Source organism: Tumebacillus permanentifrigoris (assembly GCF_003148565.1).
In the GTDB taxonomy this organism is placed as follows: Bacteria; Bacillota; Bacilli; order Tumebacillales; family Tumebacillaceae; genus Tumebacillus; species Tumebacillus permanentifrigoris.
Genome location: NZ_QGGL01000024.1, coordinates 1 through 25,778, shown reverse-complemented (window position 1 = coordinate 25,778; position 25,778 = coordinate 1). Strand labels below are relative to the sequence as shown.

Here is a 25,778-nt window from a genome sequence, read left to right as displayed (position 1 = left end):
TATTCGTGAGCAGGTGGACGGACATGAGACATAGAATTCCTTGTAGATTATAACTGTGCAAGGAGGAATAACATGGCTTACAAGGGTTTTCCGCAGGACTTGGATGTCGCTTGGTATCTACGCAAGTCACGAGAGGATTTAGAAGCGGAAGAACGAGCACGTCGCGAGGGAAGAGTCGACATTGACACTTTGTCGAAGCATAGAAAACGACTGCTTGAGATATCCAGGCAGAATTGCTGGACCGTTGTTGACATCTTCGAGGAAGTCGTGTCGGGCGAGTTGATCGATGAGCGCCCCGAAGTCATAAAACTCCTTGAGAACGTTGAGGCTAGGAAGTATGACGGCGTAGTCTGTGTTGAGATCGATCGGCTAGGACGTGGTGACTCTGCCGACCAAGGGATTATTCAAAGGGCATTTCGGGACTCCGAAACACTTATTTTGACTCCGGATAAAGCTTATGACATGAACGACGATCTTGACGAAGAGATGGTTGAGTTCAAATCCTTCTTCGCTCGACGCGAGGGTCGTGGCATTTCGAGAAGGATGCAAAATGGTCGTGTGGACAGCGTCAACGAGGGATATTACATCGGAACATACGAGCCATTCGGATACTATCGAGACCGGAACGTTGGACTCAAATTGCTTATTGACGAAAAGAGTGCTGATATTGTCAGGAAGATTTTTGAATGGTACGCAGAGTCTGGCATCGGAACTTCTACTATCGCGGAGAGACTAAATCATATGGGAATTCCGTGTCCGTCAAATACTTTGAGGATACGGAATAACAAGCCCATCAACCCAAGTCGGGTTTGGCAGGCAAATTCGATTTTGCAGATACTTCGAAACGAAGTGTACGTCGGCAAGATTCAGTGGAGGAAAACAAAAACGATGCGCCGGCGCATGGAGAACGGGCGATACAAGAAGATCAAAAGTATTGATAGACCCAGAGACCAATGGATCGAGAAGAAAGGTTTACATGAACCAATAATCACCAACGAATTGTTCAAACGAACTCAGGAGATTTTAGAGTCAAGATCGAACCGCGAACTCGTTAAGGACCGTCAGTTTAAAAATTCGTTGGCCTCTATCGTTATCTGCAAAAAATGCGGTCAAAAAATGCAACGACGGCCATATGCTAATCAACTCCCGCACCTCAAATGCCCCACGAAAGGATGCATGAGAAGTAGCCAGATTGCCTATGTTGAAGAAAAGGTCATCGAGGCTTTACGAGAATGGTATAACAGTTACAAGGTCCAACACGGGCTTATCGACCAGCAACTAAAAAAAACGAAGAAACGAACATCGTTTGCTACTTCCATTTTGAAGGAGCTGGAAGAGGAGATCGCCGCGACTGTACAGCAAAAGGAAAACCTTCACAAGTTTCTGGAGCGCGGGACCTACGACGATGACACTTACCTCGCGAGGAACAAAGTACTCTCCGAACAACACAAAGATTTGCTTTCCAAAAAAGATGCGATCCTAAAAGAGGTGCAGCAAGAGGCGCAATATGAGACGACACAGCAAAACGTGATCCCTCTTGTGCGCCATGTACTTGATGTGTACAACGAAACGGAAGACCTTAAGGAGAAGAATAAACTCCTCAAGTCGGTCATTCATAAGATAGTTTACTCCAAGCGCGACGATGCAAAAGACCGCGAGTTCGAGATCGACCTATATCCCATTAGTCGATCTACACGGATATAATTGCAAGGGCAATGAAATTACACTTATTGATGTTTTGGGAACCGAATCAGATGAAGTGCTCGATGAAGTTCAACTAAAGCTGGAGAAGTTGAAGATCTACAACCGGCTCAACCTGCTCGACGACCGCGAGCAGGAAGTCATCCGCGGGCGGTTTGGATTGCCCGATGGCGAGGAGAAAACCCAGCGCGAGATTGCGGAAGAACTGGGCATCTCCCGCTCCTACGTCTCACGCATCGAGAAACGCGCCCTCACCAAGTTGCTCCACGAACTTCGTCCCAAACGCGAAGAGTATTAACGAGAGGCAATCGACCCGCGCGGTCGATTGCCTCTTTTTTCGCCTCCAACAGAAGAAAAGTAAATACATTCGATAAATAAGTAGGATTTTCGTTTTATATGTCGAAAGTAAAAATAAAACTTATCTCCGGGGTGGATGAAAATGATCAAATCACTACGACAATTAAAACCGAGTTTGAATGGCAAGAACTTGCTCTGCTTCCCGTTCGCTGGTGGCTATTCCGTCTCGTACCGTCCGTTAAGCCTCGCCTTGAAGTCGAACTGGGGAGTGATCTGCACAGAACCGCCGGGTCACGGCACGAACCGCGACCCGTTGCAGGACGACCTCACCAAGTTGATCGATCTATATGAGGAGCAGTTGGATGATTACTTCCACTCTCCGTTCGCCTTGTTTGGGCACAGCATGGGCGGGATCGTTACCTATGAACTGTTAGGTCGACTGGAGAAGCGTGGGATCTTCCCGGAAGTGGCCTTTATCTCGGGCATGGCACCGCCGCATATCCCGCGTGTGAAGCGCCAACATGAGGATGATGAGAAATTCATCGCGCTGCTCCGCTCCTATGGCGGGTTGCCAGATGAAATCTTGCAGGAGCGCGAATTGCTGGAGTTGTTCCTGCCGGTGTTGCGCAACGACTTCGCTTCCATTGATAACTTCACCTATACAGAAATGACACCATTGCGCACGAAGATTCACTTCCTGAGCGGGGAGCAGGATGTGGTCGCAACGCCAGAGGTGATGGCGGAATGGTCGCGCTATGCACAGCGTTCCGAATTCCATCGCTTTCCAGGCGGGCACATGTTCCCGGTGAAGCATGCGGACGAGATTGCCAAGCTGATCCAACGCGTGCTGACTGACGCCTTTGTGCTCTAACGCCATGCATCCGATTCAACAAGCCGAAGTCTATTGGTTGTTCGTCCCCACGGATTGGAAAGTACGAGATCTCGAAGCACACCTCGATCTGCTAGATGCTGAGGAGCGAGCCGTCTACGAACGCTACCGAGTGGATCGGAAGAAAATAGAGTTTTTGCTCGGCCGTGTCCTGCTCAAACGTTTGCTCGCCGAACGGTTGGGCTGTGAGGTGGCAGAGGTTCGCTTTGTGAAAAATGACTATGGCAAGCTATTCCTGAATCGAGAGGCACAGCCGATTCAGTTCAACCTCACGCACTCCGGTCAGTTGATCGCCTGCGCATTCGCCCCGCTGTTGATCGGGGTGGATGTAGAGGAGGCACAAAAAGACTACCTGTCCGTGATGCCGACGGTGTTTACACCAGACGAGCAGGATTACGTGCGCCAAGCAACAACATCGGAGCTCCAGATCAAAGCCTTCTGCCGCATCTGGACGCGCAAGGAAGCCTATGTCAAAGCGGTTGGCAAAGGCCTGTCGATTTCACCAGACTCGTTTGCGGTCCCGATCTTCGACACCTACGGCGGCAATGCTCCCGATATGGTCGAGGAGACCGGGGTACACCGTTGGGCTTATTACACCTGCCAGCCCCACGACGACTACGTGCTGTCCCTCGCCGTCGCCGCCGATCACGTCGAGGCGGCGGTCGAGGACGCAGAGGTGTATCCTATGCTCCGCGAACTCGACCCATACGAACTCTTGCACTTTGGCAACACGAACGCGAAGGCCAGATGAGCCCACAGGACATTCCTGAAAAAAGAGACCCGCAGCTCCGCGGGTCTCTTTTTTCACCTCTGCAACTGCGCCCAGACCTGCGCTATCACTTCGACGCCCTCGACCAATTGCTCCTCCCCAAGCCTTTGAAAGCCAAAGCAGGCTGCACAGACCTGATGTGGCGTCGCATAATAGCGAGTTGCATCCGGGAACCGCACGCCGGCCGCCAAGCAGGCTTCGCGAAATGTTTGGTACTCCTCTAGAGACCGCCGCCACCTGCCGAAGATATGCAGTCCGGCGTCGCTCTCCACCCAGTCGAACAACGCCCCAAACTCCTCGGTCAGCGCCGTCCATAGGATTTTGTGCTTGCGTGCATACACCCGCTTCATCCGCCGCAGATGCCGCTCGTAGTGACCGTTGTTCATGAACGCGGCCAACGCATGTTGCTGGACCAACGCGGTCGGACGGGGTTCGTACAACTGCCGTGCCTTGCAAAACGGCTCCCGCAACCACGAGGGCAGCACGACATAGCCGATCCGCAAGTCCGCGTACATCGTCTTGGAGAACGTGCCGATGTACACGACTCGATCATGGCGGTCCAGCACTTTCAAGGGTTCGATCGGTCGGCCGCGCCACCGGAACTCACTGTCGTAATCGTCCTCTACGATCACCGCATGCCGTGCGGTCGCCCAGCGCAGGATCTCCTGCCGCCGTTCCAAGGAGAGCACCGTTCCCGTCGGGAACTGGCGCCCTGGTGTGACAAACAACAATCGCGCCTCCCAATCGCGGACGACCAGACCTTGTCCATCGACGGGGCTTGGTACGGGTTGACCGCCCACCGCCGTGATCGCTTCGCGAATCCCGCCATACGCGGGGTCTTCCAACACCACTGAATCTCCGGGATCGATCAGCAGTTGCGCCACCAGTGCGATCGCTTGCATCGAGCCGTTGACGATCACGATGTCCTCCGGTTGCACGACCATCCCACGCGCTTTTCTCAGGTAGCGGGCAATCGCTTCCCGGAGTGGACGGTATCCCTGTGGCTCGTACTTGGTTTCGCCCTCCTCCGCTGACACATCGCGGATCGCCGCGTACATCGCCCGGTTCCACTCGGCAAATGGAAAAGCATCCGCCAACGGCTGGCCGATCGTGTAATCGTAGCGGTACGTCTGGGTCGGAATTCCGTCGTACAAGGGGAGGCCGGTGACGCGCTGCCCCCACTTGGACAGCAGGATCGGGGCGCGTTCGGACGCCTCGCCCTCGGCGCTGTCTCGCTGGAACGACACGTGCGTCCCGCGCCCGACCTCCGCGGAGAGATAGCCCTCTGCCATCAGCATCTCGTACACCTGTGAAACCACTCCGCGCGAAATCTCGTAGCCCGCCGCTAACTCGCGGCTGGCGGGCAACTTCGTCCCGTGTGGCAGGCTCCCCGTCACAATTCCCTCGCGCAAGGCGTGGTAAAGTGCGAGATACTTGTAGCGATACTTTTCCAGATCCAAGTCTCGAAGATGTATATTAAACATCCAAAAAAACCTCCAGTGAGAACTCGTCCAGCCTTGTTCCTTCGGCTCTGAAGTATACCATTTTTTGAACAATTGTTTTTAGAAGTTTGTTTCTGTCTTCGGGGGACAAAGTGTGGTATGTGTTAAGTACATTGATCAGGCGAGGTAATGCCTCTTTTTTGTGATAATCCATTTCAATCATTCTTTCCACGTCCTTTCTACAGGACTCCAACTCTTCTTTTACCTTATTTGCTTTCACTTGTAAATCTGTAGTACGTTCTAAAAACTTCTCAACTGTATAGACACCTTGTTCAAGTAGATCATGGATGTTATCCGATTGCTTTTTCAAGTCTATTTCCTGTTTTTCAAGTGTAACGATTCGCGCGTTTAGGAGTTCTTTCGTGGGTTGAATTTTTACTTGGTTTTGGCCTAACTCCAACTCAAAGCCAGAGAGAAACTTCTGCAACGTTCGAATTAGCCTGTCCTCTACTAAAATAAAATTTGTAGACCTGTTTTTGCATTTGTAATGTGAGCATATTAATCGATCTGCATTATTTTGCTTGTGTATTTGTCGCCTCAAACTGTAGCCGCAAACGCCGCATTTTATGAGACTTGCGAACGGGTTTGATATCGGACTTCCACTTTTAATTGGTGGGATTCTTCGCTTAACGGCATCACCAGCCCGATCGAAGAGTTCTACCGATATTAAAGGCTCGTGGGCATTTTCCTTCCTTATCCATTTGGAACTATCATGGACTTTTTCTACATGATAGCCTCCTAAATCTTTTTTAGAGTACTTACTCTTACCGAATTCTACTTCTCCCAAATACACCCGATTGGCTAGTATCTTCTTGATTGTCGTTTGTTGCCAAACGTCTATTTTGCCACTCGGCGTAGGAACTCCCAAATCAGTGAGCTTATTAGCGATCACCTTTCGGCCCATTCCTTCTACCGCCCAATCAAAGATTATTTTCACAATTCGAGACTCCTCTGGGTGAGGGCGAAGCACCAAATCTTTCCCTTTTATGTAGCCGTATGGTAACTTCCCTACACATTTTCCTTCCGCAGCACTTTGTCTTCGACCTCGTTGCAACCTTCGATTAATCATCTTGAATTCGCGTCTGGCCATAAAAGACTCGAACTCAAACCACTCTTCGTCCAACTCGCTCTCTGGATCGTAAACTTTCCGTGGGGTAACTAGGATCATCTTGTTTGTTTTAAAGGTGTCTTGAATGATTCCTTGGTCGATCATGTTCCCTCGACCAAGTCGGTACTCGTCTATACAAATGACGCCGTCGATTTTCTTGCCGTTGTACTTGCCCTCATTCAGTGCATGCAACATCTTCTGCATCTCTGGACGGTCTACAATCCTCTCGCCGGAAACGACCTCTTCAAACACTCCTATGATACTATGGCCGTGTTGATCGACATAGGCAGCAAGAGCTCGTCTATGTTTTGCCAAGGTATCACCCTCACCCCGAGCCTCTGCAGCTAGGTCTTCGCGTGACTTCCGCAAGTACTCCAAAAGGTTAAGGTGTAATTTCAAACTCATCGTTGAAAACCCCCATTTGTACGTGTATGATGAACATAGAGTATCACAAAACGTGATGTATTGAAAGTGATACAGAATACTTGTAAAATTCATACATACAAAAGGGGGCTTCGTGGTGGATACAAAGATTTTCAATCTCACAGTAGCCAGAAATCTCAGATTTCTAAGGGAAGAGAGAGGGCTAACAGATCGCGAATTAGCAAACAAAATAAATAAAATCGTTAGTAAATCATTGATTGGTAAAATAGAGAACTGCGAGCACAAATTCAAGGTAGCAGAAGAAAATATTCGGCATCTGGCAAATGGACTTTGCGTAGACATTGATGTGCTTTTAGAGAGTAACGAGAAAATAAATTCCGCACTTGCTACATTAGAAAGTAGTCTTACCTCCACTATAGATGACAAATTCGAAATCATGAAAAAGTTAGACGCCCTTGTTTTTCATACAAGCGCACGTTCCCCCCGAGAGTTTGCCCTAAGTTTAGTGCTAAGAGGGAGGCTGGAGTATCATCTGACTAGGTATCAAAGTGCAATATCTTATTTTTTAATGGCGATGAACATCGCGCAGAAAGCAGGGGATCAGGAGACGTTAATCAAAGCCAATCATGACTTGCTTTCCTCTCGGTTAATGCTTGGGCAATACGAAGCTGTTTCTGAATTGGTGTTAAAACAACTCGATGATATGGATATCATTGAAAAGTCAGGAGCATTTTCGTTCTGGAGCAACATTGGGGAAATTGATAAGTGGAAAGCTAAATTTCTATATCTCGTTGCAAGGGTACATTCCCGGCACAGAAATTGGACTGATGCAGAAAAGTGCTTGCAAGAAGCAATTAATATTTTACCGAAAACTTCTGAGAATAAGATTTTAGAAGGGAGTTTCTATCAAGGTTTAGGAGAAGTGTATAGAAACACCAAGGAGAAGTATAACGATTGCATTTCCGTATCGAAAGTGGCAATCAACATAGCGAAAGAGATCAATGATCCACTAAGGGAAATCTATGCTTTGATTACTATTGGTGAGATGTATTACAAAACCGATGATACTGAGCTTTCGTGCGCTACCTTTGAACAGGCAGCAAATCGTGTTGAAATGTTTTCACAACATAATCATGGCGAGAAATTGAGAATTGATTTATGGATTTCCCTATGTAAATCGAACTTGCAACGCACTCTTGGTTGCTTGGACCAACTCAAACAAACACAAATTTCTCCCCGTCAGCTAGGTGAATTTTACAGAGAGGCTGCTTTGCTTGCAAAGAAATTAGGTTCGATCGAGACTGCCTTCGAGCTATATGAAACGGCTTCACAAATATTGCTCGAATAGATGTATAATTGTACTTGAAAAACTTTTTTGGGGGTGTTGGGTATATGAATAAGGTCCTTAAGCTGTCAGTAGCTGTATCCATGTTGGTTGGAATGTTGTTTGGTATCTCGCATAGACAAATAGCAGAATTTGCACCTCCAGTGCTGAATTCGGTTAAAGTCGCGGAGTTCGCGCCGCCAGTTCTTAACGGCTTGGTAAATCCGCGAGAGTTCGCACCACCGGCAGTATAAAGAAACACACGGTAGACATTACCCATTAATAAAAACGTGGACAAAATTACTTTGTCCTTGTTTTTCTGAAAACTATTCAAAACCTTCGCGACTTGTATTAAGATCGAGTTAAACGATCAACAAACAAGTCACGGAGGTTTTTCTTATGTCGGGCAATGAAAGTTTGTTTTCTGTTTTTGATTTAGTAACAGATGAGCGTTTGTGCGAAACTGACAAGATAGCACTTTGTGAAGCATTAAGTAAAGCAGGCATCGTCACTCAGGAATTTGAAAGGAAATGCGGGTAAAGAAAAAACACCGATGGACTTCAATTATCCCCGGTGTTTAGCCTTATTTTTTGGTATCGATTGTATTGTCACTATCTGGTATCGATTCTATGTGAAGGTCTAGAGCACGTACAACCTGTTCGATCCGATTAGCAGGGATATCAGAAACTTTTCCTTCTGCGATTAAATTGCGAATCTCAACAAGAGCTGATCTGCTCTGTTTCAACTCTTCTGCAAGTGTCTTGTCGGGATTTTCAGAGCGGCCCATTAGATAATCCACGGTAACGCCTAAGGTGTTCGCCAAAGCGAGAGTTAGTTTATGACTGGGTCTTCGAGATCCATTCTCATAATTTGCAATAGAACTCTGACTGCTCAAACCTATCTTACGGGCAAGCTCATCTTGAGAGTAACCCTTGGCTATTCTGGCTTTCGTAAGTCTTTCCTCAAAAGGAGTAGACATTTAAAATCACCTCAAAATAAATTATAGCATACGGTAGTCGATTGGACTATCACAAAGTGTGATAAATTGATAGTTGCAAGAATCTCCAGCGCTGTGTTTAAATGAGGATAACAAACATCACAAAACGTGATGGTGGGGATGTGAATAGAGGATGAGTAAGTCTGTAGAAAAGAACAAAAAACTGATCGAGTTGCGTGGGACACGCACTCAGCAGGATGTTGCTGAGTGCTTGGGTATCCGTCAAAACCATTACTCGATGATCGAAACGGGCCAACGCCTCCCTCGTCGAGAATTGGCTTTAAAGATCGCAACTTATTTCCGCTCTACTGTTGACGAAATTTTTTTTGGACAATAACATCACATTTCGTGATGGGGTTGTTCGCTCTCCACTTTAAAAGTAAGGAGGAGGCAAACGAAATGGTCACTTTGACCCACGAAATCGAAGGATCAAGGATAACAGTTCACTCAAGATCTGACGTCCTGAAAATGACCTCGATAGAGCAGAAGGAACACTTCAAAGAACTTCAGAAAAGTTCCGATGGTGCCATAAACCGATTGGCTGAGTTGTTGACTGGCGCGCTGGCAAACAGTTCAAGTGAGCAAAAACTTGGTGCTTGAATTTATAGGAAGGGTGATCTTCATGAAATTCAACGTTAGCAATTTGAAATTCGAACGCAAGCAAGCGGGATTGACGCAGGCCGCACTAGCCGAGGGCATCTGTTCCGTTGGTTTGATCTCCCGGATCGAGAACGGTAACTCTGACGGATCGGGCAAGCCGGGATTAATCGAAGCACTCGCGAAACGGTTGGGTGTAACAGCCGAAGCCCTTCAACAAAAAGAGTCGGCACCGACGAACATCGCGGGCCAGCTCGAAGTGGAAGGGTCTGCGCCGAACGCAACCCCTGAAAATGAAAAACACCCGCTCGATGTTGACGCATCGGCAGGTGCAGGGCGGTTGACTGTTGTTGACGCAACAGAACAGCCAGATCAATCCGTTAAAAAAACACTTACGGAAAATGTACCACAGGATGCGACTATCCGCAAGCGCGACGGGGTATCTATGCCTGAAAGAAAGATTCTCGCAACCTGGCTGGACAACTCGACCTTTCGCATCAGCAAGAAGGTAATCGAGATGTATTCAGCGGATGAGCTTCGCCAAATTCTCCTCTTAATCGAGCAGCGAAGCCGGATGAAGCCTGTTCCTCGACCCGGAGATACCGTGGAAATAAGTGGGATGCACGTGTTCGCTGGCCGCACCGTTGAACGCGACCGGATTTCACGGATTGTCGATAGAGGAGATCCGCAAGCCGCCGAACCGGAGATCACGACGATCGGATTCGTGGAAGTGCCGGTGAGATGCGATGCCGCGGGTTAAGAGAACCGAGCCGGACGTCATCGCACGTTGCAGCATTTGCGGAGTTCGCGAGTATGTTGACCCGCAGGTATTGCGGAATCGGAAGCGATGCGAGGATTGTCAGGTAATGGGGTACACCAAGCGATCGAATCCCTACAGGCCAGAAGGACTACCAATCCTGACGGATCAAAAAGTCCGCCTTTTAGAAAAGTATGCGCGTCATCGTGCAAAGAAGAATTCCGAAAAGGACGTGACCATTAGTGCAACCAACTAAAGATTTCTCTCGTTCGCTCGAAGAAGCATTGAAGTTCGGCGAAGCTCTTAGCTATGCCATCGATCGTCTCGAAGCGCGCGGCCGCCTGGTCGCCGTGACGATCCAACCGACCCCCCCGGTACACGCCGGGATGACGGTCGAGGAACTGACCAAGGTCAATCTGACCTGCGCGTTCTCGATGGCCTCGACGTTGTTCCAGCTCTACCCGATGCTCACCGACCACGACCTGCGCACAGTCGCCTCTATCCTTGGCATAGGTGGTGCGGGGGAGTCAGGGCAGGGAAGTAGTGCCGCCGCAGCCTAGAAGCGACGGCAGGAGGTGTTGACGACGTGCAAGGTTGGCTCAAACTGCACCGGAAAGTGGTCGGGAGTCCGCTGTTTCAAGATCCGTTTGTACTCAAACTCTGGCTCCTGTGCCTGACCAAAGCAACCTTCGTTGAAACGTCTGTTTTGATGGACAAGCAGTTGGTCACGCTCCAACCCGGACAGTTTGTCACCGGCAGGAATTCGCTAGCCGAAGAGTACAACAGAGGGATGAAGCCGAGTCATGCTGTCCCGGCAAAAACGTTGTGGAATTGGATTGTGAAGTTCAAAGAATGGGGAAAGTTGGACATCAACTCTACGAACAAATATTCAATCATATCAGTGGTAAATTGGTCTTTTTACCAAGGGCACGATGGGGATTTGGACAACAACTTTCCAACAGATGGACAACAACTTTCCAACAAACAGACAGCAAGTGGACAGCAAGTGGACAGCAAGTTTCCAACGGATGGACAACAGATGGACACAAACAAGAATGTAAAGAATGAAAAGAATGCAGAGAAGGGAGAGAAGCTAGGAGCCGTATGCTCCGAATCTATCAAACTTCTAAACGAACTGCTAGGAACGTCATACAAGCCCACGTCAAAAGCCACCCAAGAGAAAATCCGGGCTCGCTTGAACGAAGGGTTCACGTCCGACGATATCCTAGCTGTCATCCGCAAAAAGCATGCTGAATGGCACGGTGATTCGAAAATGGCAAACTACCTGCGTCCCGAGACATTGTTCGGGACAAAGTTTGAATCGTATCTCAACCAAGTCAACGCCTCATCAGGCTCCGGTGACGGATCTGGCGGGCGGAGTTTGGAGGAAGAGTTCGATGACTAAAAAAGAATTGGCTCGCCTCGTTGAGCGGATCGCGCAATACTACGAGTTTTTCGAGGCCACGAAGGAGAAGGTCGAGGACTGGCACCCGTTCTTCGTGTCAATCGCTTACGAGACAGCTGACGCTCTCCTGACGGAATATATCAAGTCGGAGAAGCGAGCCCCAGCAATTGCGGACCTACTCCCGAAGAAAACCACGTTAAACACAGCGGTACTCGCCGGAGACAAAGCGATTCGTGATTTTGATCAGTGGCGAGTGGAAGTCTGTCCGCCGGAAGTGGCGCGAGAGAAACACGCCAAGGGACGGGCGTTACTGGAGGCGAGACGAGATGCTGCAAAGCGTAACGACTAACACGAATCTCGAAGCCGAACAAGCGGTGCTTGGCGCGATCATCATCGATGGCGACATAATCAAAGACTGCACCCTCAAGCACGGCCAGTTCGGGCCAGAGGAGCACCGTTACATTTTCAAAGCAATGCGCGAGCTCGACGAACGCGGGGAGCCCGTGGACATCGTTACACTCTCCGAACGATTATCGATCGGAGGAGTCCTCAGACGGATCGGCGGCGTTGAGTATCTCAAGGCACTGACTGAAACGGTCGTCACGACCGGGAACTTCGATCACTGGCAACAGATCGTCGTTGACTACTGGAAGGTCCGCAAATCCAAGGAAGTACTCCGGCAGAGTTCAGTCGAGCTTTCATCGCCTGACGAACTCGTTGAACTCCAACGACGATTGGCGCAAATTGAAGAGTTCGGTCACACAACGGAGTATGACCACAAACAAACGATCCTAAACCTCTACGACCAGTTCGAGACACCGCGAGAGATCGGTGTACATGCGATAACAACGGGCTATTCCGATCTCGACAAGATGGTGTTTGGACTTGAGGGCGGCCAGGTAATCATCATCGCCGCTCGCCCTGCAATGGGAAAGACGGCGTTCATGCTCAACGTCGCCAGAAACACCGCGCGCAAGGGCACCATTCCGCACATCTACTCACTGGAGATGCAGAAGGCAGCTTTACTTAAACGGATGATCGCGGCTGAGGGTCGGATCGCCGGGGGGAAGATGCGGAGTCACCAGTTTTCCGAAGATGACTGGGAACGCTTGATACCTGCCACGGCTGCCATCGCTGAATTGCCGCTCAAAATCTTCGACAAGGCGCACTTGTATTCCGAAGTTGCAGAGATCCGCGCGCAATCCCGCAAGATGATCCGTGACGAACCTGATCGCAAGCACCTGATCATCATCGACTATCTACAACTCTTGCGAGGCACCGGGAAAAGTCGGGTTGAGGAAGTCAGCAACATTACTCGCGACCTCAAACTCATGGCTATAGAACTGAACGTGCCGGTGATCGCGCTGTCACAACTCAATCGCTCCGTTGAAAGCCGCAATGACAAGCGCCCGACGATGGCCGACCTACGAGATTCCGGATCGATTGAGCAGGACGCCGACATGATTTGGTTCCTGTACCGCGACGAATATTACAATCCGGACACCGACGCAAAGCGAATCCTAGAGACAATCATCGCGAAGCAAAGGGAAGGCGAAACCGGCGTTGTGCAATTGGGCTACGTTGGCCAGTGGAGCCTTGTGACCGATATGCCAAAGGACATCAAGACAATCAAGGATGAGCAGAAACAAGCGACGGTTGAGGGCGATTTGAAATCTGGCATTAGAACGGATGAGGAGTGACATGTATGAATAATTTCAGGGATACGATCGGCAACATCCTCGCATTGAACGAACCGATTGCACAAATCTTGCGTGACGCACAGACGGCCGGAAAAGAAAGCTGGAACCTGCCACTTATGCTGATCGATGATTCGCTTGGCCTGTACCTGGGGATCGCTGAGAAAGATTCCGGTAAATCCATGTTTCACGATGGCCGCCCGCGCCTCATCCCGACAACGTTGGTGCAAAACGGCAGGGTCATCAGTTTCACCCGCGTATCGGTCGATGTGATCGGGGATCTTGTTTCCGACTACGAGAAGGGCGGCGAGTGCGGGCACTGCGGAAGTGCGGAGTGCATCCTCGCGCAGGTTCCCGAACGGTTTCGCACAAACGAAGACCCGAACGAGATGCCAAGAGTTTGCTTCACCTGCTGGACGGACGAGCGAATGGACATCGTCGCGGATTGGGGTGAGGACGCAATGGGTCCGTTCCCTGGAATCCCGAAGCACCAGCAGGACGTGTTCAACGAGATCGCGACAGCCGCGGGCATGCACTACGACACCGTGATCCCGCCAACGCACTGGTGTCCTCCGGGGATCGAGATGGTCGCGCCCGAAATGAATCCGACACTCGACGCCAAGGCTCTCGAGAAGCTACTAGGGGAATCATCGTCGCAATCTTCGGTGAATGTCGAGTGTGAAGGTGGCGACGAGACTTGAGAAGACCAAGTTTGGAAACCATCGCCCGTGGGCTTGGGGTCATGCCGCCGAAACCCGGCACTGTCGCGGATTTGAAATCGCGGTTCAGTGACCCTGCGGAAACAACGGCAGCGCCAGCGGTTGGAAAGTACCCCGCCATCGAGATCGGTGACACCGTGAGTTGGAAGCGGCAGAAAAATTTCATGCTGGGCAAAGTGATCTCCATCGTGGAAGAGCTTGAATCATGCCTCGCTCACAAGCCCACAGGCGTCCTCAAGACCCGTTGGAAGTACACGGTCATCAACGGAAAGAGCGGGCCGATTGAATCCTTCATCGGGTCGCGGCGGGCCGTCATCGAGGTCCCGCAATCTAACGGCAGGCCGATCTACTACGTCGTACCACTGTTGTTGTCAATGAATTGGCGGTTCCATGTGAAGGTCATCCGAGGTGGCGGCGTAGACGTTGCGGACTGCCCTGTTACAGGTGAATCGGATGGCGGGAGCTAGAGACATCAAGTCGACGTTGTCACCTGCCGAGCAAGCCCGCCAACGGGTATTGTTGGCAGTCACCACCCGTGGACTCGTCGGGATTCACGATGAAATTGAAGCCACTCTTGGGACGCGCAAGCGACTAGGGGAGCTGACGAAGGAAGAGGCGGACCGGGTGTTCGAGGACATCTGCAAGGGTCGCCAAAGGGAGGCACCGCATGAAATCTCGTAAACTACCGGGGACAACGCAAGCCAACCGTGGCATGGGGCTGGAACGCCTCTTGGACATGACGAACAACGCCTACCGCAATCGCGGACAAGCTGACGTCAATAAGCGCCCCACGCCAGTCAAGATCCAAAAGCGCCTCCCTACGGGTGGAGTGGTCGGATTCTTGGAGAAGGCCAGCACCGTCGACTATGACGGCACCTATCGCCGCCGCTCGCTTCAATTCGAGGCGAAGTCCACGAAGATCGCGACCAGCTTCGCCTTCGACAACCTACACAAGCACCAAGTCGAGCACCTGCGGCGCTCGCTGCGCTACGGGGCCATCGCCTTCCTCATCATCGAGTTCGCCACTCGCCACGAGACCTACTTCGTGCCTGCACCGGTCATCATCACCGCTTGGGACGAGATGGAACGCGGCGGTCGCAAGTCGATCACATACGACCACATCCGTGAAGCTGGCGAGTTGATCAAACCGACCAACGGGGTGCCGCTTGATTACCTTGTCGCTGTCGACAAGTGGATCGAGATCGAGACGCAACTCGCATCGGCATCCGTATAGAAGTCCGAATATTTTCCATTGGGAGGAAACATAGATGAACGCCGAACACCTTCATCTGCAAGAAAGCGAAACCCCTGCAGCCGTTAATTTTTCGGAAGAGGAGCTGTTGAACAAGTTCCTCCGGTACTTCCAGCTCAAAGAGACGGTCAAGGACCTCAACGAGCAAGCTAAAATGACGCTCGAAGAAATCGAAGCCGCCTTCGAAAGCATGCAGCTTGAAGACGACTACGTAAGACAGCTTCCGAACGGGGAGTGGGCAGTGGTCGCGAAAAAAGCAACTGTCAAAGACGTTTTCGACGTTGATGGCTTGTCAAATGAATTGTTGATCGCGAAGGACGAATTGAAAACCCCGTTTGACTACTCGATCCTCACGTCCCAAGGTAAGCTCAAGCCTGACCAAATCAGTAAGCACACACAGACGGAAATCATCGTCAAGTTGACGCTTGCTAAGCGGAAGCGGATGCCGAAGAAGCGCAGTAAGAAAGAGTAATCACCAATAATACACCGTTGGTACACGGTGTATACACGGCGACAGTGTGGAGGTGGTGAGAATGTCTAAAAAAGATGCCACGAGCGCGCCGCAACAGACGGAGCATGAACCAAAAACCGCTCGATTCACGTGCGAGATGCCAGAAGGATTACGGGATGATCTCGACAAGATGGGCGGGGAACTCCGCTACTCCCGCGCCACCCTGATCAACATGGCCTGCGCATCTTTGGTCGCTAACTACGAAGCGAAGGGCTCGTTCATCTTCGTGGATCTGCTCAATCCCGAGCATCGCACGACCAAGAAGGGGGGGCGGTGACCACATGACCATCACAGGGGTATGCACTTGTGGGTGGGCCGGGCCGTTCAAACTACGCATGACTTCCGCCGCGATCCGCACATGTCCGAAGTGCGGCGAGATGGTCGACTGTGACCGGTTGGCGATCATCACCGCTGGTACGGCAGAGGTCGCGGCGGCATTCGACCCGTCGTCGGAACCTAGTCGGACGATGGAGTTCGGCAAGGATGACAAAACAGTGGTCTACGAAAAGGCGGCCGCCAAGCGAAAAAGAGCAACGAGAGGGGCAATCGGATGATGATAGATCTGAAACGCTGCGACGAGATCACTTGCCGGTTCAACGCTGGGCAAGTGACCAAACAAGACCTCGATTATGTCCGAGAAATCTGGGGGGAGATCAAAGTGGTAGCAGTAGCTGTTGTAGCTACGTTTCGCGAGGCCTGCCGTATATTCGCGGAAACATTGAGTCTTTGCCTTTCGGTAGAAATACCGGAACCCGCGGAAGCCTGTCTGCCGCTAATCTGCGACCCGGACCCTGCGCCTCAATGGGGCACCTTCCAACTGTGGGAAGTGTTCCGATACCGACCTCCGACGAATCCGGTACTGATCGATAATAAGGAATTCGCCATCGCAAGCACCGTGTTCGATGAGTGGGTATGCAAGCGTGCGAGGTGATGGACCTTGGCTGGCTACATCGCCAACTCCGAGGATCTTGGTTACGCGCACGATTACACTGGGATTCATTTTCACCGCATCAGATTCAACAAGCGCGTCAGGAAGGATCACGTCTGCCTGATCTGCCAACGCACGATCACGACCGGCAGTCCTTCCGTCCGGCATGCAGGTTTGGAGATGGGGCGGTTCTACAACTATCACGAATGCGTGGCCTGCTACGAGGTTCCGCCAGAAGCAGTGCCGTGCGTGAATGGCTTCACAGGCACTTAGTAAAGTTAGGAAACGAAAACAATGCACGGTCGGAGAGGAGGTGTAGAGGCTGATCAATCAGACAAGAGCCAGAGAAGTCGAAGCGGCCATCCGCAACGCGCTGTGCATGGAAACCACCGAGCAGATGTCGGCACTTTATGACATCGTGCATAACCTCGACGAGCAAGTCCCATACGAGTTGTCAAAACAGATCGAGGTACTTTCAATGGTCCTCTTCTGCATCTCCAAACTCCAAAGGCAGGCTCAGTACGCCTACGGACAAGCTGAGGCGAACCGGAAGCGGGCGTTCGCGCATGCGTTTCGAAGTGCAGAGGGCAGCGCCGCCGTTCGCGAGGCGATCGCCGAGACAGCGACGACAGACTTCCGCTACATCGAATCCGCCTCAGAAGCCGAGTTGATCGAGTGGAAGTCGGCATTCTACGCCATGCAAGAGTTGATCAATGCGAAGAAACAAACTCTTCACGTCCTGAACCGGGAACTTGGGTTTGGGAACGGTGTAGGGCGATAGGAAGGAGGTCGACCGCACCGATGGCGCTGTCACCGCCGATCCCTCAACCGAAACCTAAGCACAACCGTGGCAAGCCAAAGGCGAAGGATCGAGGAGAGATCACACCCGAGGTCGCCGCCGAAGTCAAACGGCGTTCGGGCGGTTGTTGCGAGATGTGCGGCTTAGATCGGCCAACGGACCGAGCCTGGCATCTAGAACTCGCACATCTCGTGGGGAAGGGGCAGTGCGGGCGAGGTGACCAACCTTGGAACGTCGCCCACCTATGCTCCCCATCAACGAACACAGGGACCTGCCACAACTTGATCGATCACAACCGCAAGACCTACCGCGAATGGGTGGAGCAGAAAATTGCCGAACTTCGCGAGTTATACAACCCGGCAGACTGGCCGGGATATGAGGAGGAAGAATCGATGCAAGCGGAAGCAATCGCAAAGCTCAAAGCTGAAATGGAAGCCGATACTCAAAATTCCTACGTGCAAGTGATCGGTGAGTTCCTGATCGGTCACATCGGTCAGCACCCGGAAGTAGCCGAGAAGATCCTCGATAACAAGAAATCGATCGGTAAGAGCCTGTCGGCGATGGAGGCTGCAGCTAAAAAGAAGAAGCAACCGAACGGTACGGCAATGCTCACGCCCGCTGAGGGATACGGAGTCGTTCTGAATTACTTCGGCATTAAAGGTGTACCGAACGTTGTAGTGGCTCCGGTGGTTCCTGTTGAACCTGTGACATCGCCCCCTCCTTCGGCACCAGCTGCAAGCGAGTCGTCGACTGCAGTCGACTTCGACGTCTCGTTCGACGACTTCTAAGGGAGGGTTTGCGGGCATGGGGAAATCTGAAAACCAAGTTATCGCTGATGTGCGGGTGCATTTTTCTGAATCGATAAGTCAGGCATTTTGTGAATATGTCGAGAATGTCGCCCTGATCTACAGCCGATACATTTTCACTTGGCGTAAGGGTAAAAAGCAATTCGGATACTGCACCCATTGCAAGCACGAGTATGAAACGGATGGCTTACTCCGTGACGGAAAGTTTGCAACATGTGGTTGGTGCGGTTCTGAATGTGTTCTGAAAGCAAGCGGACGTAGCCGCAAGCATCTGATCGATGAGGCTTACATCGTGTGGTATGAGCGGTCGGTTGTGAACCCGAAAGCGATTACCGCACGAGGGGTACACGTCACCCGTGACTACCGTGAGAATTTTCGAGGAGTCAGTACGCAGTTTAGAACGAAGGCTTTGTACCTTTTCGAACCTGGAAAAGGCGGAACAATGATTGATCATGCGAACTACATTAGCGAGGGTAAGTGGTTCGTCAACGAAACTATTCACTCCTTTACCCAATCGTTCGCGTGGTCTGATATAGCAGGAGTAAAAAGGTTTTGTCCGGTTGAACCCATCGTCGCAGCAGTTGAAGGTACGCCGTTCCAATTCTCCACTTGGGAGAGTTGGGTGGGTTGGGGAATTGGCGACATGGTAAAATTTTTCGATTTGTTTGCAAAATATCCATGTATCGAATATTTATGCAAACTAGGCTTTCGGGAGGTCGTCGAGGCAAAGTTGTACGGTTTAACTACTTACAGCGCTGTCAATTGGCGCGGTGGTAGCCTTCCGGAAGTCTTGAGATTAACAAAACAAGATTTGAACCAATTACGGGAGTCGAAACTTGTAGTCGATCCTTGGGTGCTGTTCCTTTGTCAGCAATCCAAAAAAGAGGGTTGGAATTTTTCGACTGAGGAACTTAAAAAACTCTCGATCGAAATCTCAAACACCAGATCCTCTGACTTAAAGAAAGTGCTAAAACGAACAACGCTCCGAAAAATGACGGCGTATCTTGTAAAACAGCAAAGAAATCCCGAAGTCTATAAACACTATCGCACCAAAGGGGAAGTGCTACAAATTTGGGGCGATTACATCGATGACTGCGTGAAGTTGAATTTTGATCTTACTCACGAAAGAGTGCTTTTCCCGGTAAATCTCTATCAAGCACACCAAAACACGATCCAACAAGTCGAAGTGAAAGAAAACGAATTGCTTCGTGCAAAAATCGAGTCCCGCCGAAAGGCATTGTCAAAGTTCCAATTCGAGGCGTTTGGCTTCATCATACGCCCTACAAAAGACCAAAAGGAACTGATCGAAGAAGGGAAGGCGCTTCACCATTGCGTAGGTGGCTATGCTGACAAATACGCAAAAGGTGAATCTGACATTTTCGTCATTCGAAAAGTAGAAAAGCCCGACGAACCGTTTTTCACGATGGAAATCAAAAATGGAACCATCACACAGTGCTACGGCCTAAAACACTGTCGGCCGCCTCACGATGTAGAGGCTTTTATCAAAGCTTTCACCCGTGAGAAATTAGCTAAAAGGAAGAGCGGAGCGAAGCTCGCTGAACAAAGAATGGAGGTTGCAGTATGAGTGCTGAACTGACCGTCACAAGAACCCCGGAGGCAATCGCTTCCGAGATCAATGGTATCAAAAACGTCGCGAAAGCCGTTTTCTTGGCAAGTAGCGTCGAGATCGGACGCTGCCTCGTTGAAGCGAAGAGCCAACTGGCACACGGTGAGTGGGGCAAATGGTTGGAGAAATCGGTGGATTATTCGCAATCGACCGCAAACAACCTCATGAAACTCTACAACGAGTACGGCGACAGCGCCAAAATCCAAGAATCCCAAGCGTTTGGGAATTTGAGCTACACCAAAGCGATGACACTCCTTGGTGTCCCCGCTGAGGATCGCGAACAGTTCGTTGCGGACCACGACGTCGAAGGCATGTCTAGTCGAGAATTGCAGAAAGCCGTCTCAGATCTGAAAGAAGCGGAGGAACGCGTCAAGGCCGCTGAGGAGACCGCCGAACGCGAGCGCGAGGCACGTTCTAAAGTGGAGGCGGAAGCTGAAAAAGAACGCCAAGCACGTGAAGCGTTAGAACGGAAGCATCAGCAAGAACGTGATGCCCGCAAGCAACTGGAGGAGCAAAGCCAGGAGCGGGCTACCGAAGTCGAGCAGTTGAAAGAACAGCTTTCAGCGGCCGTAGATTCTGGCGATACGGAAGCAGTCCAGCAACTCGAAACGGCATTGGGCGAGAAGGAAACCAAGTTGACGGAATTTGCCGAGCAGTTGGACGCTTCTAAGGCCGAGATCAAGCGCCTTGAGAAGGAGTTGAAGAAAAAGCCGATCGAGACCACGGTGGTCGAAGTGGAAAAAATCCCATCCGTTGTTGAGACCGAACTTGCGGAGCTGCGCGCTAAAGTTGCGAAGCACAGCGAGGACGAGACCATCATTAAGTTCAAAGTGTGTTTCAACGGGGTTACGGATAAATTCAAGGACCTCCTGAGCGCACTCAATGCGGTCCCCGAAGCCGAGCGCGCGAACTTAAAACGTAAAATTTTCGGGATGATCGGCAAGATGAATGAGGCGCTTAAATAGCGATGTGGTTCTTCTTTTTCAAAGATGATTCAGGAAAAGAACATGCTTTAGGCCGACTGATAAATGCCCTGAGAAAAAGAGAGAGTGAGTTGCAGGCAAACGTTCAGCCTACAACCTGGGACGTTCGTATCGCAAACGAACTCGCTCGTCGCGTCGATTGGTCCTGCGAACCAAAGAAGGAGATAAAGAGGGACGGCACATACCGCAAACATTCGCGACAATGCGGCATCGTGAAATTCCACGGAAGACGCTTCAAAGTAGTTGGCTATTACTTATACATGAGAATGCGAGATCACGATTGGTATCAAGTGCTACTTCGATTCGAGGATGGTATCTTTCAAACCTGTTCCGTGAACTTGTATCACCGGAGAGACGTTGACCGAGAGTCTAACGTGGCGTTCTACGGTGCCTACTACAGTGATGTGATTGAATCGCGGTACCACTTCATCCATGAGGATGTAAGGCGGGAATACAGACGTTTGCCCACGATCAACTAGGCTGGCGACTATTTTAGGAGGGATGCACACATGTTGATCGCCATCTACCTCGCGGCCATCGTCGCCGCCAACCTGAGCGTTACGTACTTCGGTGCTACCTCGACCATCGTGAACGCCTTCCTGTTCATCGGGCTGGACATCACCACACGGGACAAGCTGCACGAGAAGTGGAGAGGCAAAGGACTCTGGTGGAAGATGGCCGCTCTGATTGCCATCGGCTCCGCTCTGAGCTTCATCCTGAACCGAGACGCTGGACCTGTTGCCCTTGCATCGCTCACTGCCATTGCTGCCTCTGGTGCGGTGGACACAGCGATGTATCACCTGCTCCGCAAGAAGGACACACAGACCCGCGTGAATGGCTCCAACATCGTCAGCGCGGCGGTGGACTCGATCCTGTTCCCGACCATCGCCTTTGGAGCTCTGATGCCGGGCGTAGTGCTGGGGCAGTTCATGTCCAAGGTAGTCGGCGGGTACGTCTGGTCGCTGGTGCTGAAAAAACTTAACTAGATCACCCGCCACCGATCGGTTAGGAGGATACCCATGAAAGCCGAGCAGATCGTCGAAGCGCTTCGAAACCGCCACAAGCCCCAAAGCACTATGTCAGCGGAGTGGGCGGTCTTGTCCGAACTCCGCGTCTCGACTGGGATCAACATTAAGAAATTGAAGCAGAATCTTCAACAACGAATCGACGTGTGGGCGATCAACTGTTTCCCGTCCAAGGGATTCCACCGTATCGCCTACGAGATCAAGGTGAGCCGGGCCGACTTCCTGCACGAGATCAAGCACCCGGAGAAGCGGCAGCGGGCGTTGGAATTGTCTCACCAGTTCTACTTCGTGGTGCCGAAGGGCCTCGTTAAGCCTGAAGAGATACCCGAGGAATGCGGCCTGATGTATGTCGACGACAAGCTGCGGACGCGGATCGTGAAAGAAGCTCCGATCCGTGAGAACACCGCACCGCCTGACTGGGGATTCCTCGCCTCAGTAGCACGGATGGGGAACGAGGCTGAAGTGCAGAAACTCCGAGCTGAGAAGCGGGATCTCAACGAATATCAACTCAAGCTGCAAGAAAAAATCGATGAATTGCATCGCGAGATCTTCGATCTGCGTCGCCAGTTGCAAGCATAAGCCCCCAAGCGGGCAGAGGAGGGAAACCATGACTCAAACAGCAAACCAAGCCACCTATCCCATCGAATTGAAATGGGTGAACGGCATCGAGTGGGGCGAGATTGAACACCCGGATTATGGTCGGAGTTACATGACCTACTGGGACGGAGGGCCTTGCTACGACACCTACAGCGCCCCGTTGCTCCATGAAGATGGTAGCGTAACCGTTCTGCGATATTGTCACGACGAAGGAAATTGGGTCGATGAAATCAGCATGGAAGATTACGTCGAAGGCACCACCTACAAATTCGAATAGGAGGGAAACCATGAAGAACAAACTGAACCTCGCCGCCGTGATCGCACTGGTGGCGATGATGGTGGCAGTCGGGTGTGGTGCGCAGGCCAGCGCGGAGCAGAAGACGGTCTCGCGTTTCGTGTATGACGATGGGAGCGCCGCCTCCCTGAGAGTCGTCACAGACTCTTGGAGCGGCTGCAAGTACGCCCAGTCTACGATGACCAACAGCAGTAGCCTGTCGCCGCTCTACGGCACCGACAGCAAGCCGTTGGGGTGCGGGGAGGTGGCGAAATGATCCACGTACTCAAGCTCGTGCAACCGTACTTCGATGCGGTTGCCAGCGGACGGAAGACGGTGGAGTTGCGGAAGGATGACCGGGACTATCAAGTGGGCGACACGCTGGTCCTTCGAGAGTACGACCCGACGACAAATTCCTTCAGCGGCCAAGAGCTGGAACGGCACGTAACACACATCCTGTGCGGTGAGGGGTGGGGTGTGATGCACGGGTATTGCGCGCTGTCGATACGAGAAATTGGGGCATAGCCCAGAGGAGGGACAACATGTCCACTAAAGAGAAAATCTTCAAAAACTTCGGGCCTGACGTGCTCTGCGCTGTTGCTGATTGGCAGCAGCGCGGGTACGCGGTCTCGCACCCGCAATCCCGTCTCATCATCACCGCCGAGAAAACCGAACTTGTCGTCGAGAGCTGGCCCGGCACCACCGTCTGCGAACTTCGCCAACCGGTCGCAATCCGTCGCGAGGTATCCGCCCTACTGTTCGGCGAGTACGAGTCCGGCGCATCGGTCAAGACGGTAACGGCCATCAACGACCTGCTTGCGGAGGCGGAACGGCACCATCGGAAGTTGCCGGAGGAGATCCGCAAGACCTTCTCCCGTGAGTGGCGCGCGCTGATCGATCTCTTAGAAGGCGCGGGGTATGCGACACGGTGGATTTCCATTCCCGACGCGCCGCTTATCGCAGGTACGATTCGATTCGATAAAGAGCACACTTGCATCACGGCAGGCTGCTACCGTGGCGCTTGGCGAATCGGCATTGTCGGCGACTACCCGACCCTCCTGTATCGCCACCTCAGCACCGACCATGACAGCGAGGCGATCGCGGCAATCCGGAAGTGGATGGCCGAAGTGTCTGGACAGAAGGAGGGGGTGGCGTGAACCTGAACCCAGCAGATTGTTTTGGTGCCGGGCTTCTCGTCGGGTGGATATCGATCATCATATGCATGAAAGCGGCGACCCGATCTAAATCGAGGGGAGGTGTTGAGCGTGGCAAGGATGGGAGTTGAGCGAAACGAGGTCAAGATTTGCCCGATCACCGCGCGCCCCGTCGTCACCACACCGAAACCGCCTGACCTATACGGCCGGGTCGGTATCCAAGTGTCAGACGAAGTTGTGCTGTCGCGTGACTCACAGCCGCTGATCGATGCGTATGCAACGGCGATGGGGCGGGTTGAGTGGATCGGCAAGGACCTGCGGTGGATTGAGGTCAACGCGGGAATGCGGTTGACCTTCCATATCATCGAGTTCGACGACCCGGACAAGGACCCAGCAACGAAACTCCGGCGCAAGCTAGAAGGAGAGTCACGCGTCACGCTGCTCGCCTACGGCATGGACAAGCTGAGTGAGTTTTGCAGGGAGGCGCGAATTGCCTATTCGGGCACGAAGGCAGAAATGACGAACCGCTTGCTCGAATGGCGAGCGGGCGGGAAAGAGGCTTAGGAGGTGCGTGGCACATGTCGGTCGATTCGCAATACGAGGAGATAAAACGTCAGGTAGTCGCGGTGCTCACGGAGTACCCGAAGTTAAACGCGTACATCGCCGCGCAAGAGAGTATGGCAACAGGAGAGATCGTGAGAGCACCGGCGCATCTGTTCGGGTCGCACATCGAACACCTCGCTACCGTGGGGCGGGTCTACACGATCGGGATGGCCGAACGTAACGGCAGGCTGCAACACTCCAGCCGAGTGACGAAGACCGGCACACAAATCAAACGCTCGCCTCGCCGTCCTAGTGGCGTGACGAAATCTCAAGCCGAAAATTACTTCGCCGCTCAAAAGGCGGACGACAAAGAAGACCAAGATGCCCTGAACGAGATTGTCGAAATCTTCATCGGATTGGAGCCTCGCGGTAAGGATGGGGTCCTCGACCCGTTGACCGGTCGCACAGTCGTAACCAAAGAGCGAGCGATGTTAATGGCGACTGAGGAGGCCGCACGTCTGCGGTCGTTGAAAACAGGGATCGAGGATGCGTTAGAAAGGCTGAAGACGTATGCTCCGAGGTTGGTACTTCTGTTGCAGCTTCGATATTTCGTTGGGAAGACGACCGAGGAAGTGGCTGCAGAACTCGAAGTATCCCGCCGCCAGCAGGACATTCTCCACCGGAAGGCGATCACCGAAATGGGGCGTTTGTTGGGGATCGCATATTAAATAGAAGGAAGTGCGCGGAAGTTGCGCTAAAGTTGCGCAGGAATTTCGCCAATTTCTGAAAACACCGTGATATTATGTTAACGTGAACCACCTGTTTGGCACCCAGTGTCAGCGGGTGGTCTTTTGCGGGCACGACCCCTGCAGGCTACCAATCCTTGTCGCCGTAGCTCAGAAGGATAGAGCGCCCGCCTCCTAAGCGGAAGGTCGCAGGTTCGAAGCCTGTCGGCGACGCCACAAACCCAGACGAAAGGATGGATACCATGACTTGGACCTAGATGAAGCTCGCGGGAGTAGTTGAGCCTGCGCCCGTGAGCGACCTGCAAGAACACAAACGATGCATAGCCACTTCACAGGCATAGGTGTTTACCCGCCGCGCTTAACAGGACGCGGCGGTTCCTACGGGCC

At 51.9% G+C, this 25,778-nt stretch carries 36 protein-coding genes, 1 tRNA gene and 1 pseudogene; 35 read left to right on the top strand and 3 right to left on the bottom strand.

Annotated features, from left to right (window positions below):
- Positions 1-72 precede the first annotated feature (72 nt).
- The 4 genes and pseudogenes from C7459_RS20555 (at position 73) to C7459_RS20540 (ending at position 3,638) form a co-directional block, all read left to right on the top strand.
- A complete protein-coding gene (locus tag C7459_RS20555) occupies positions 73-1,704 on the top strand; it encodes a recombinase family protein (protein WP_109691158.1) in 1,632 nt (543 codons plus the stop codon).
- Between the two features lies 1 nt (position 1,705).
- Positions 1,706-1,999, top strand: a pseudogene (locus C7459_RS20550) (sigma-70 family RNA polymerase sigma factor); the annotation flags it as partial.
- A gap of 141 nt (positions 2,000-2,140) precedes the next feature.
- Positions 2,141-2,869, top strand: a complete 729-nt coding sequence (locus C7459_RS20545) for a thioesterase II family protein (RefSeq protein ID WP_170119588.1) — start codon at positions 2,141-2,143, stop codon at positions 2,867-2,869.
- Positions 2,870-2,873: 4 nt separating this feature from the next.
- Positions 2,874-3,638 carry a 4'-phosphopantetheinyl transferase family protein gene (locus tag C7459_RS20540; RefSeq protein WP_109691155.1) on the top strand — a complete coding sequence of 255 codons (765 nt, stop codon included), beginning with the start codon at positions 2,874-2,876 and terminating at the stop codon, positions 3,636-3,638.
- 53 nt (positions 3,639-3,691) lie between these two features.
- Here the strand turns inward: C7459_RS20540 and pdxR are convergent, their stop codons facing one another.
- Together pdxR and C7459_RS20530 are read right to left on the bottom strand one after the other, a co-directional pair.
- Positions 3,692-5,140, bottom strand: a complete 1,449-nt coding sequence (gene pdxR, locus C7459_RS20535) for a MocR-like pyridoxine biosynthesis transcription factor PdxR (protein ID WP_109691154.1) — start codon at positions 5,138-5,140, stop codon at positions 3,692-3,694.
- Positions 5,133-6,671 (bottom strand): recombinase family protein, encoded by a 1,539-nt coding sequence (locus tag C7459_RS20530; RefSeq protein WP_170119587.1) that lies wholly within the window; start codon positions 6,669-6,671, stop codon positions 5,133-5,135. The genes pdxR and C7459_RS20530 overlap by 8 nt, the downstream gene beginning before the upstream one ends.
- Positions 6,672-6,786: 115 nt before the next feature.
- On the opposite strand from C7459_RS20530, the gene C7459_RS20525 reads away from it, so the two are divergent.
- On the top strand, positions 6,787-7,998 hold the full coding sequence (locus C7459_RS20525) for a helix-turn-helix domain-containing protein (RefSeq protein ID WP_170119586.1): 1,212 nt from the start codon (positions 6,787-6,789) through the stop codon (positions 7,996-7,998).
- A 375-nt stretch (positions 7,999-8,373) separates the two neighbouring features.
- Positions 8,374-8,514, top strand: coding sequence for a hypothetical protein (locus C7459_RS23520; RefSeq protein WP_170119585.1), 141 nt, complete (start codon positions 8,374-8,376; stop codon positions 8,512-8,514).
- A 43-nt stretch (positions 8,515-8,557) separates the two neighbouring features.
- Here C7459_RS23520 and C7459_RS20520 read toward each other — a convergent pair whose 3' ends face one another.
- A complete protein-coding gene (locus tag C7459_RS20520; RefSeq protein ID WP_109691151.1) occupies positions 8,558-8,953 on the bottom strand; it encodes a helix-turn-helix domain-containing protein in 396 nt (131 codons plus the stop codon).
- Between the two features lie 151 nt (positions 8,954-9,104).
- Between C7459_RS20520 and C7459_RS20515 the strand changes: the two genes are divergently transcribed.
- The 29 genes from C7459_RS20515 (at position 9,105) to C7459_RS20370 (ending at position 25,607) form a co-directional block, all read left to right on the top strand.
- Positions 9,105-9,308 (top strand): helix-turn-helix transcriptional regulator, encoded by a 204-nt coding sequence (locus C7459_RS20515; RefSeq protein ID WP_109691150.1) that lies wholly within the window; start codon positions 9,105-9,107, stop codon positions 9,306-9,308.
- A 62-nt stretch (positions 9,309-9,370) separates the two neighbouring features.
- The gene (locus tag C7459_RS20510; RefSeq protein ID WP_109691149.1) at positions 9,371-9,571 is read left to right on the top strand and encodes a hypothetical protein; all 201 of its coding nucleotides are present in this window, start codon (positions 9,371-9,373) and stop codon (positions 9,569-9,571) included.
- Between the two features lie 22 nt (positions 9,572-9,593).
- Positions 9,594-10,328, top strand: coding sequence for a helix-turn-helix domain-containing protein (locus C7459_RS20505; protein WP_109691148.1), 735 nt, complete (start codon positions 9,594-9,596; stop codon positions 10,326-10,328).
- Between the two features lie 239 nt (positions 10,329-10,567).
- Complete coding sequence (locus tag C7459_RS20500; protein ID WP_109691147.1) at positions 10,568-10,885, top strand: hypothetical protein; 318 nt, start codon at positions 10,568-10,570, stop codon at positions 10,883-10,885.
- A gap of 26 nt (positions 10,886-10,911) precedes the next feature.
- The gene (locus C7459_RS20495) at positions 10,912-11,730 is read left to right on the top strand and encodes a conserved phage C-terminal domain-containing protein (RefSeq protein WP_245884666.1); all 819 of its coding nucleotides are present in this window, start codon (positions 10,912-10,914) and stop codon (positions 11,728-11,730) included.
- On the top strand, positions 11,723-12,079 hold the full coding sequence (locus tag C7459_RS20490; protein ID WP_109691146.1) for a hypothetical protein: 357 nt from the start codon (positions 11,723-11,725) through the stop codon (positions 12,077-12,079). Before C7459_RS20495 ends, C7459_RS20490 begins: the two co-directional genes overlap by 8 nt.
- Positions 12,057-13,430 carry a replicative DNA helicase gene (dnaB, locus tag C7459_RS20485; RefSeq protein ID WP_109691145.1) on the top strand — a complete coding sequence of 458 codons (1,374 nt, stop codon included), beginning with the start codon at positions 12,057-12,059 and terminating at the stop codon, positions 13,428-13,430. The genes C7459_RS20490 and dnaB overlap by 23 nt, the downstream gene beginning before the upstream one ends.
- Before the next feature lie 5 nt (positions 13,431-13,435).
- Positions 13,436-14,128, top strand: coding sequence for a hypothetical protein (locus C7459_RS20480; RefSeq protein ID WP_109691144.1), 693 nt, complete (start codon positions 13,436-13,438; stop codon positions 14,126-14,128).
- On the top strand, positions 14,125-14,613 hold the full coding sequence (locus C7459_RS20475) for a hypothetical protein (protein ID WP_109691143.1): 489 nt from the start codon (positions 14,125-14,127) through the stop codon (positions 14,611-14,613). The genes C7459_RS20480 and C7459_RS20475 overlap by 4 nt, the downstream gene beginning before the upstream one ends.
- Complete coding sequence (locus C7459_RS20470; protein WP_109691142.1) at positions 14,600-14,827, top strand: hypothetical protein; 228 nt, start codon at positions 14,600-14,602, stop codon at positions 14,825-14,827. Before C7459_RS20475 ends, C7459_RS20470 begins: the two co-directional genes overlap by 14 nt.
- Complete coding sequence (locus tag C7459_RS20465) at positions 14,814-15,380, top strand: Holliday junction resolvase RecU (protein ID WP_109691141.1); 567 nt, start codon at positions 14,814-14,816, stop codon at positions 15,378-15,380. Before C7459_RS20470 ends, C7459_RS20465 begins: the two co-directional genes overlap by 14 nt.
- Positions 15,381-15,414: 34 nt before the next feature.
- Entirely contained in the window at positions 15,415-15,870 is a 456-nt protein-coding gene (locus tag C7459_RS20460) for a hypothetical protein (protein WP_109691140.1), read from the top strand.
- 61 nt (positions 15,871-15,931) lie between these two features.
- On the top strand, positions 15,932-16,186 hold the full coding sequence (locus tag C7459_RS20455; protein ID WP_109691139.1) for a hypothetical protein: 255 nt from the start codon (positions 15,932-15,934) through the stop codon (positions 16,184-16,186).
- 4 nt (positions 16,187-16,190) lie between these two features.
- Positions 16,191-16,463, top strand: coding sequence for a hypothetical protein (locus C7459_RS20450; protein WP_109691138.1), 273 nt, complete (start codon positions 16,191-16,193; stop codon positions 16,461-16,463).
- A complete protein-coding gene (locus C7459_RS20445) occupies positions 16,460-16,840 on the top strand; it encodes a hypothetical protein (protein ID WP_109691137.1) in 381 nt (126 codons plus the stop codon). The genes C7459_RS20450 and C7459_RS20445 overlap by 4 nt, the downstream gene beginning before the upstream one ends.
- Before the next feature lie 6 nt (positions 16,841-16,846).
- Positions 16,847-17,110 (top strand): hypothetical protein, encoded by a 264-nt coding sequence (locus tag C7459_RS20440; RefSeq protein ID WP_109691136.1) that lies wholly within the window; start codon positions 16,847-16,849, stop codon positions 17,108-17,110.
- Between the two features lie 124 nt (positions 17,111-17,234).
- Positions 17,235-17,618 carry a hypothetical protein gene (locus tag C7459_RS20435; protein WP_146201061.1) on the top strand — a complete coding sequence of 128 codons (384 nt, stop codon included), beginning with the start codon at positions 17,235-17,237 and terminating at the stop codon, positions 17,616-17,618.
- A 20-nt stretch (positions 17,619-17,638) separates the two neighbouring features.
- Positions 17,639-18,424 (top strand): HNH endonuclease, encoded by a 786-nt coding sequence (locus C7459_RS20430; protein ID WP_109691134.1) that lies wholly within the window; start codon positions 17,639-17,641, stop codon positions 18,422-18,424.
- A gap of 16 nt (positions 18,425-18,440) precedes the next feature.
- Positions 18,441-20,027, top strand: a complete 1,587-nt coding sequence (locus C7459_RS20425) for a PcfJ domain-containing protein (RefSeq protein ID WP_109691133.1) — start codon at positions 18,441-18,443, stop codon at positions 20,025-20,027.
- Entirely contained in the window at positions 20,024-21,034 is a 1,011-nt protein-coding gene (locus C7459_RS20420) for a DUF3102 domain-containing protein (RefSeq protein WP_109691132.1), read from the top strand. Before C7459_RS20425 ends, C7459_RS20420 begins: the two co-directional genes overlap by 4 nt.
- A 527-nt stretch (positions 21,035-21,561) precedes the next feature.
- The gene (locus C7459_RS20410) at positions 21,562-22,038 is read left to right on the top strand and encodes a VUT family protein (RefSeq protein WP_109691130.1); all 477 of its coding nucleotides are present in this window, start codon (positions 21,562-21,564) and stop codon (positions 22,036-22,038) included.
- A 33-nt stretch (positions 22,039-22,071) separates the two neighbouring features.
- A complete protein-coding gene (locus C7459_RS20405; protein WP_109691129.1) occupies positions 22,072-22,656 on the top strand; it encodes an MmcB family DNA repair protein in 585 nt (194 codons plus the stop codon).
- Between the two features lie 28 nt (positions 22,657-22,684).
- A complete protein-coding gene (locus tag C7459_RS20400) occupies positions 22,685-22,951 on the top strand; it encodes a hypothetical protein (RefSeq protein WP_109691128.1) in 267 nt (88 codons plus the stop codon).
- A 10-nt stretch (positions 22,952-22,961) separates the two neighbouring features.
- On the top strand, positions 22,962-23,225 hold the full coding sequence (locus C7459_RS20395) for a hypothetical protein (RefSeq protein ID WP_109691127.1): 264 nt from the start codon (positions 22,962-22,964) through the stop codon (positions 23,223-23,225).
- Complete coding sequence (locus C7459_RS20390) at positions 23,222-23,473, top strand: ASCH/PUA domain-containing protein (RefSeq protein ID WP_109691126.1); 252 nt, start codon at positions 23,222-23,224, stop codon at positions 23,471-23,473. Before C7459_RS20395 ends, C7459_RS20390 begins: the two co-directional genes overlap by 4 nt.
- A 17-nt stretch (positions 23,474-23,490) precedes the next feature.
- Complete coding sequence (locus C7459_RS20385) at positions 23,491-24,105, top strand: hypothetical protein (RefSeq protein WP_109691125.1); 615 nt, start codon at positions 23,491-23,493, stop codon at positions 24,103-24,105.
- Between the two features lie 108 nt (positions 24,106-24,213).
- Positions 24,214-24,666, top strand: coding sequence for a hypothetical protein (locus C7459_RS20380; RefSeq protein ID WP_146201060.1), 453 nt, complete (start codon positions 24,214-24,216; stop codon positions 24,664-24,666).
- Positions 24,667-24,680: 14 nt separating this feature from the next.
- The gene (locus C7459_RS20375; RefSeq protein ID WP_170119584.1) at positions 24,681-25,373 is read left to right on the top strand and encodes an ECF-type sigma factor; all 693 of its coding nucleotides are present in this window, start codon (positions 24,681-24,683) and stop codon (positions 25,371-25,373) included.
- A 157-nt stretch (positions 25,374-25,530) separates the two neighbouring features.
- Positions 25,531-25,607: transfer RNA gene (locus tag C7459_RS20370), tRNA-Arg, on the top strand.
- The last annotated feature ends 171 nt before the right edge of the window (positions 25,608-25,778 follow it).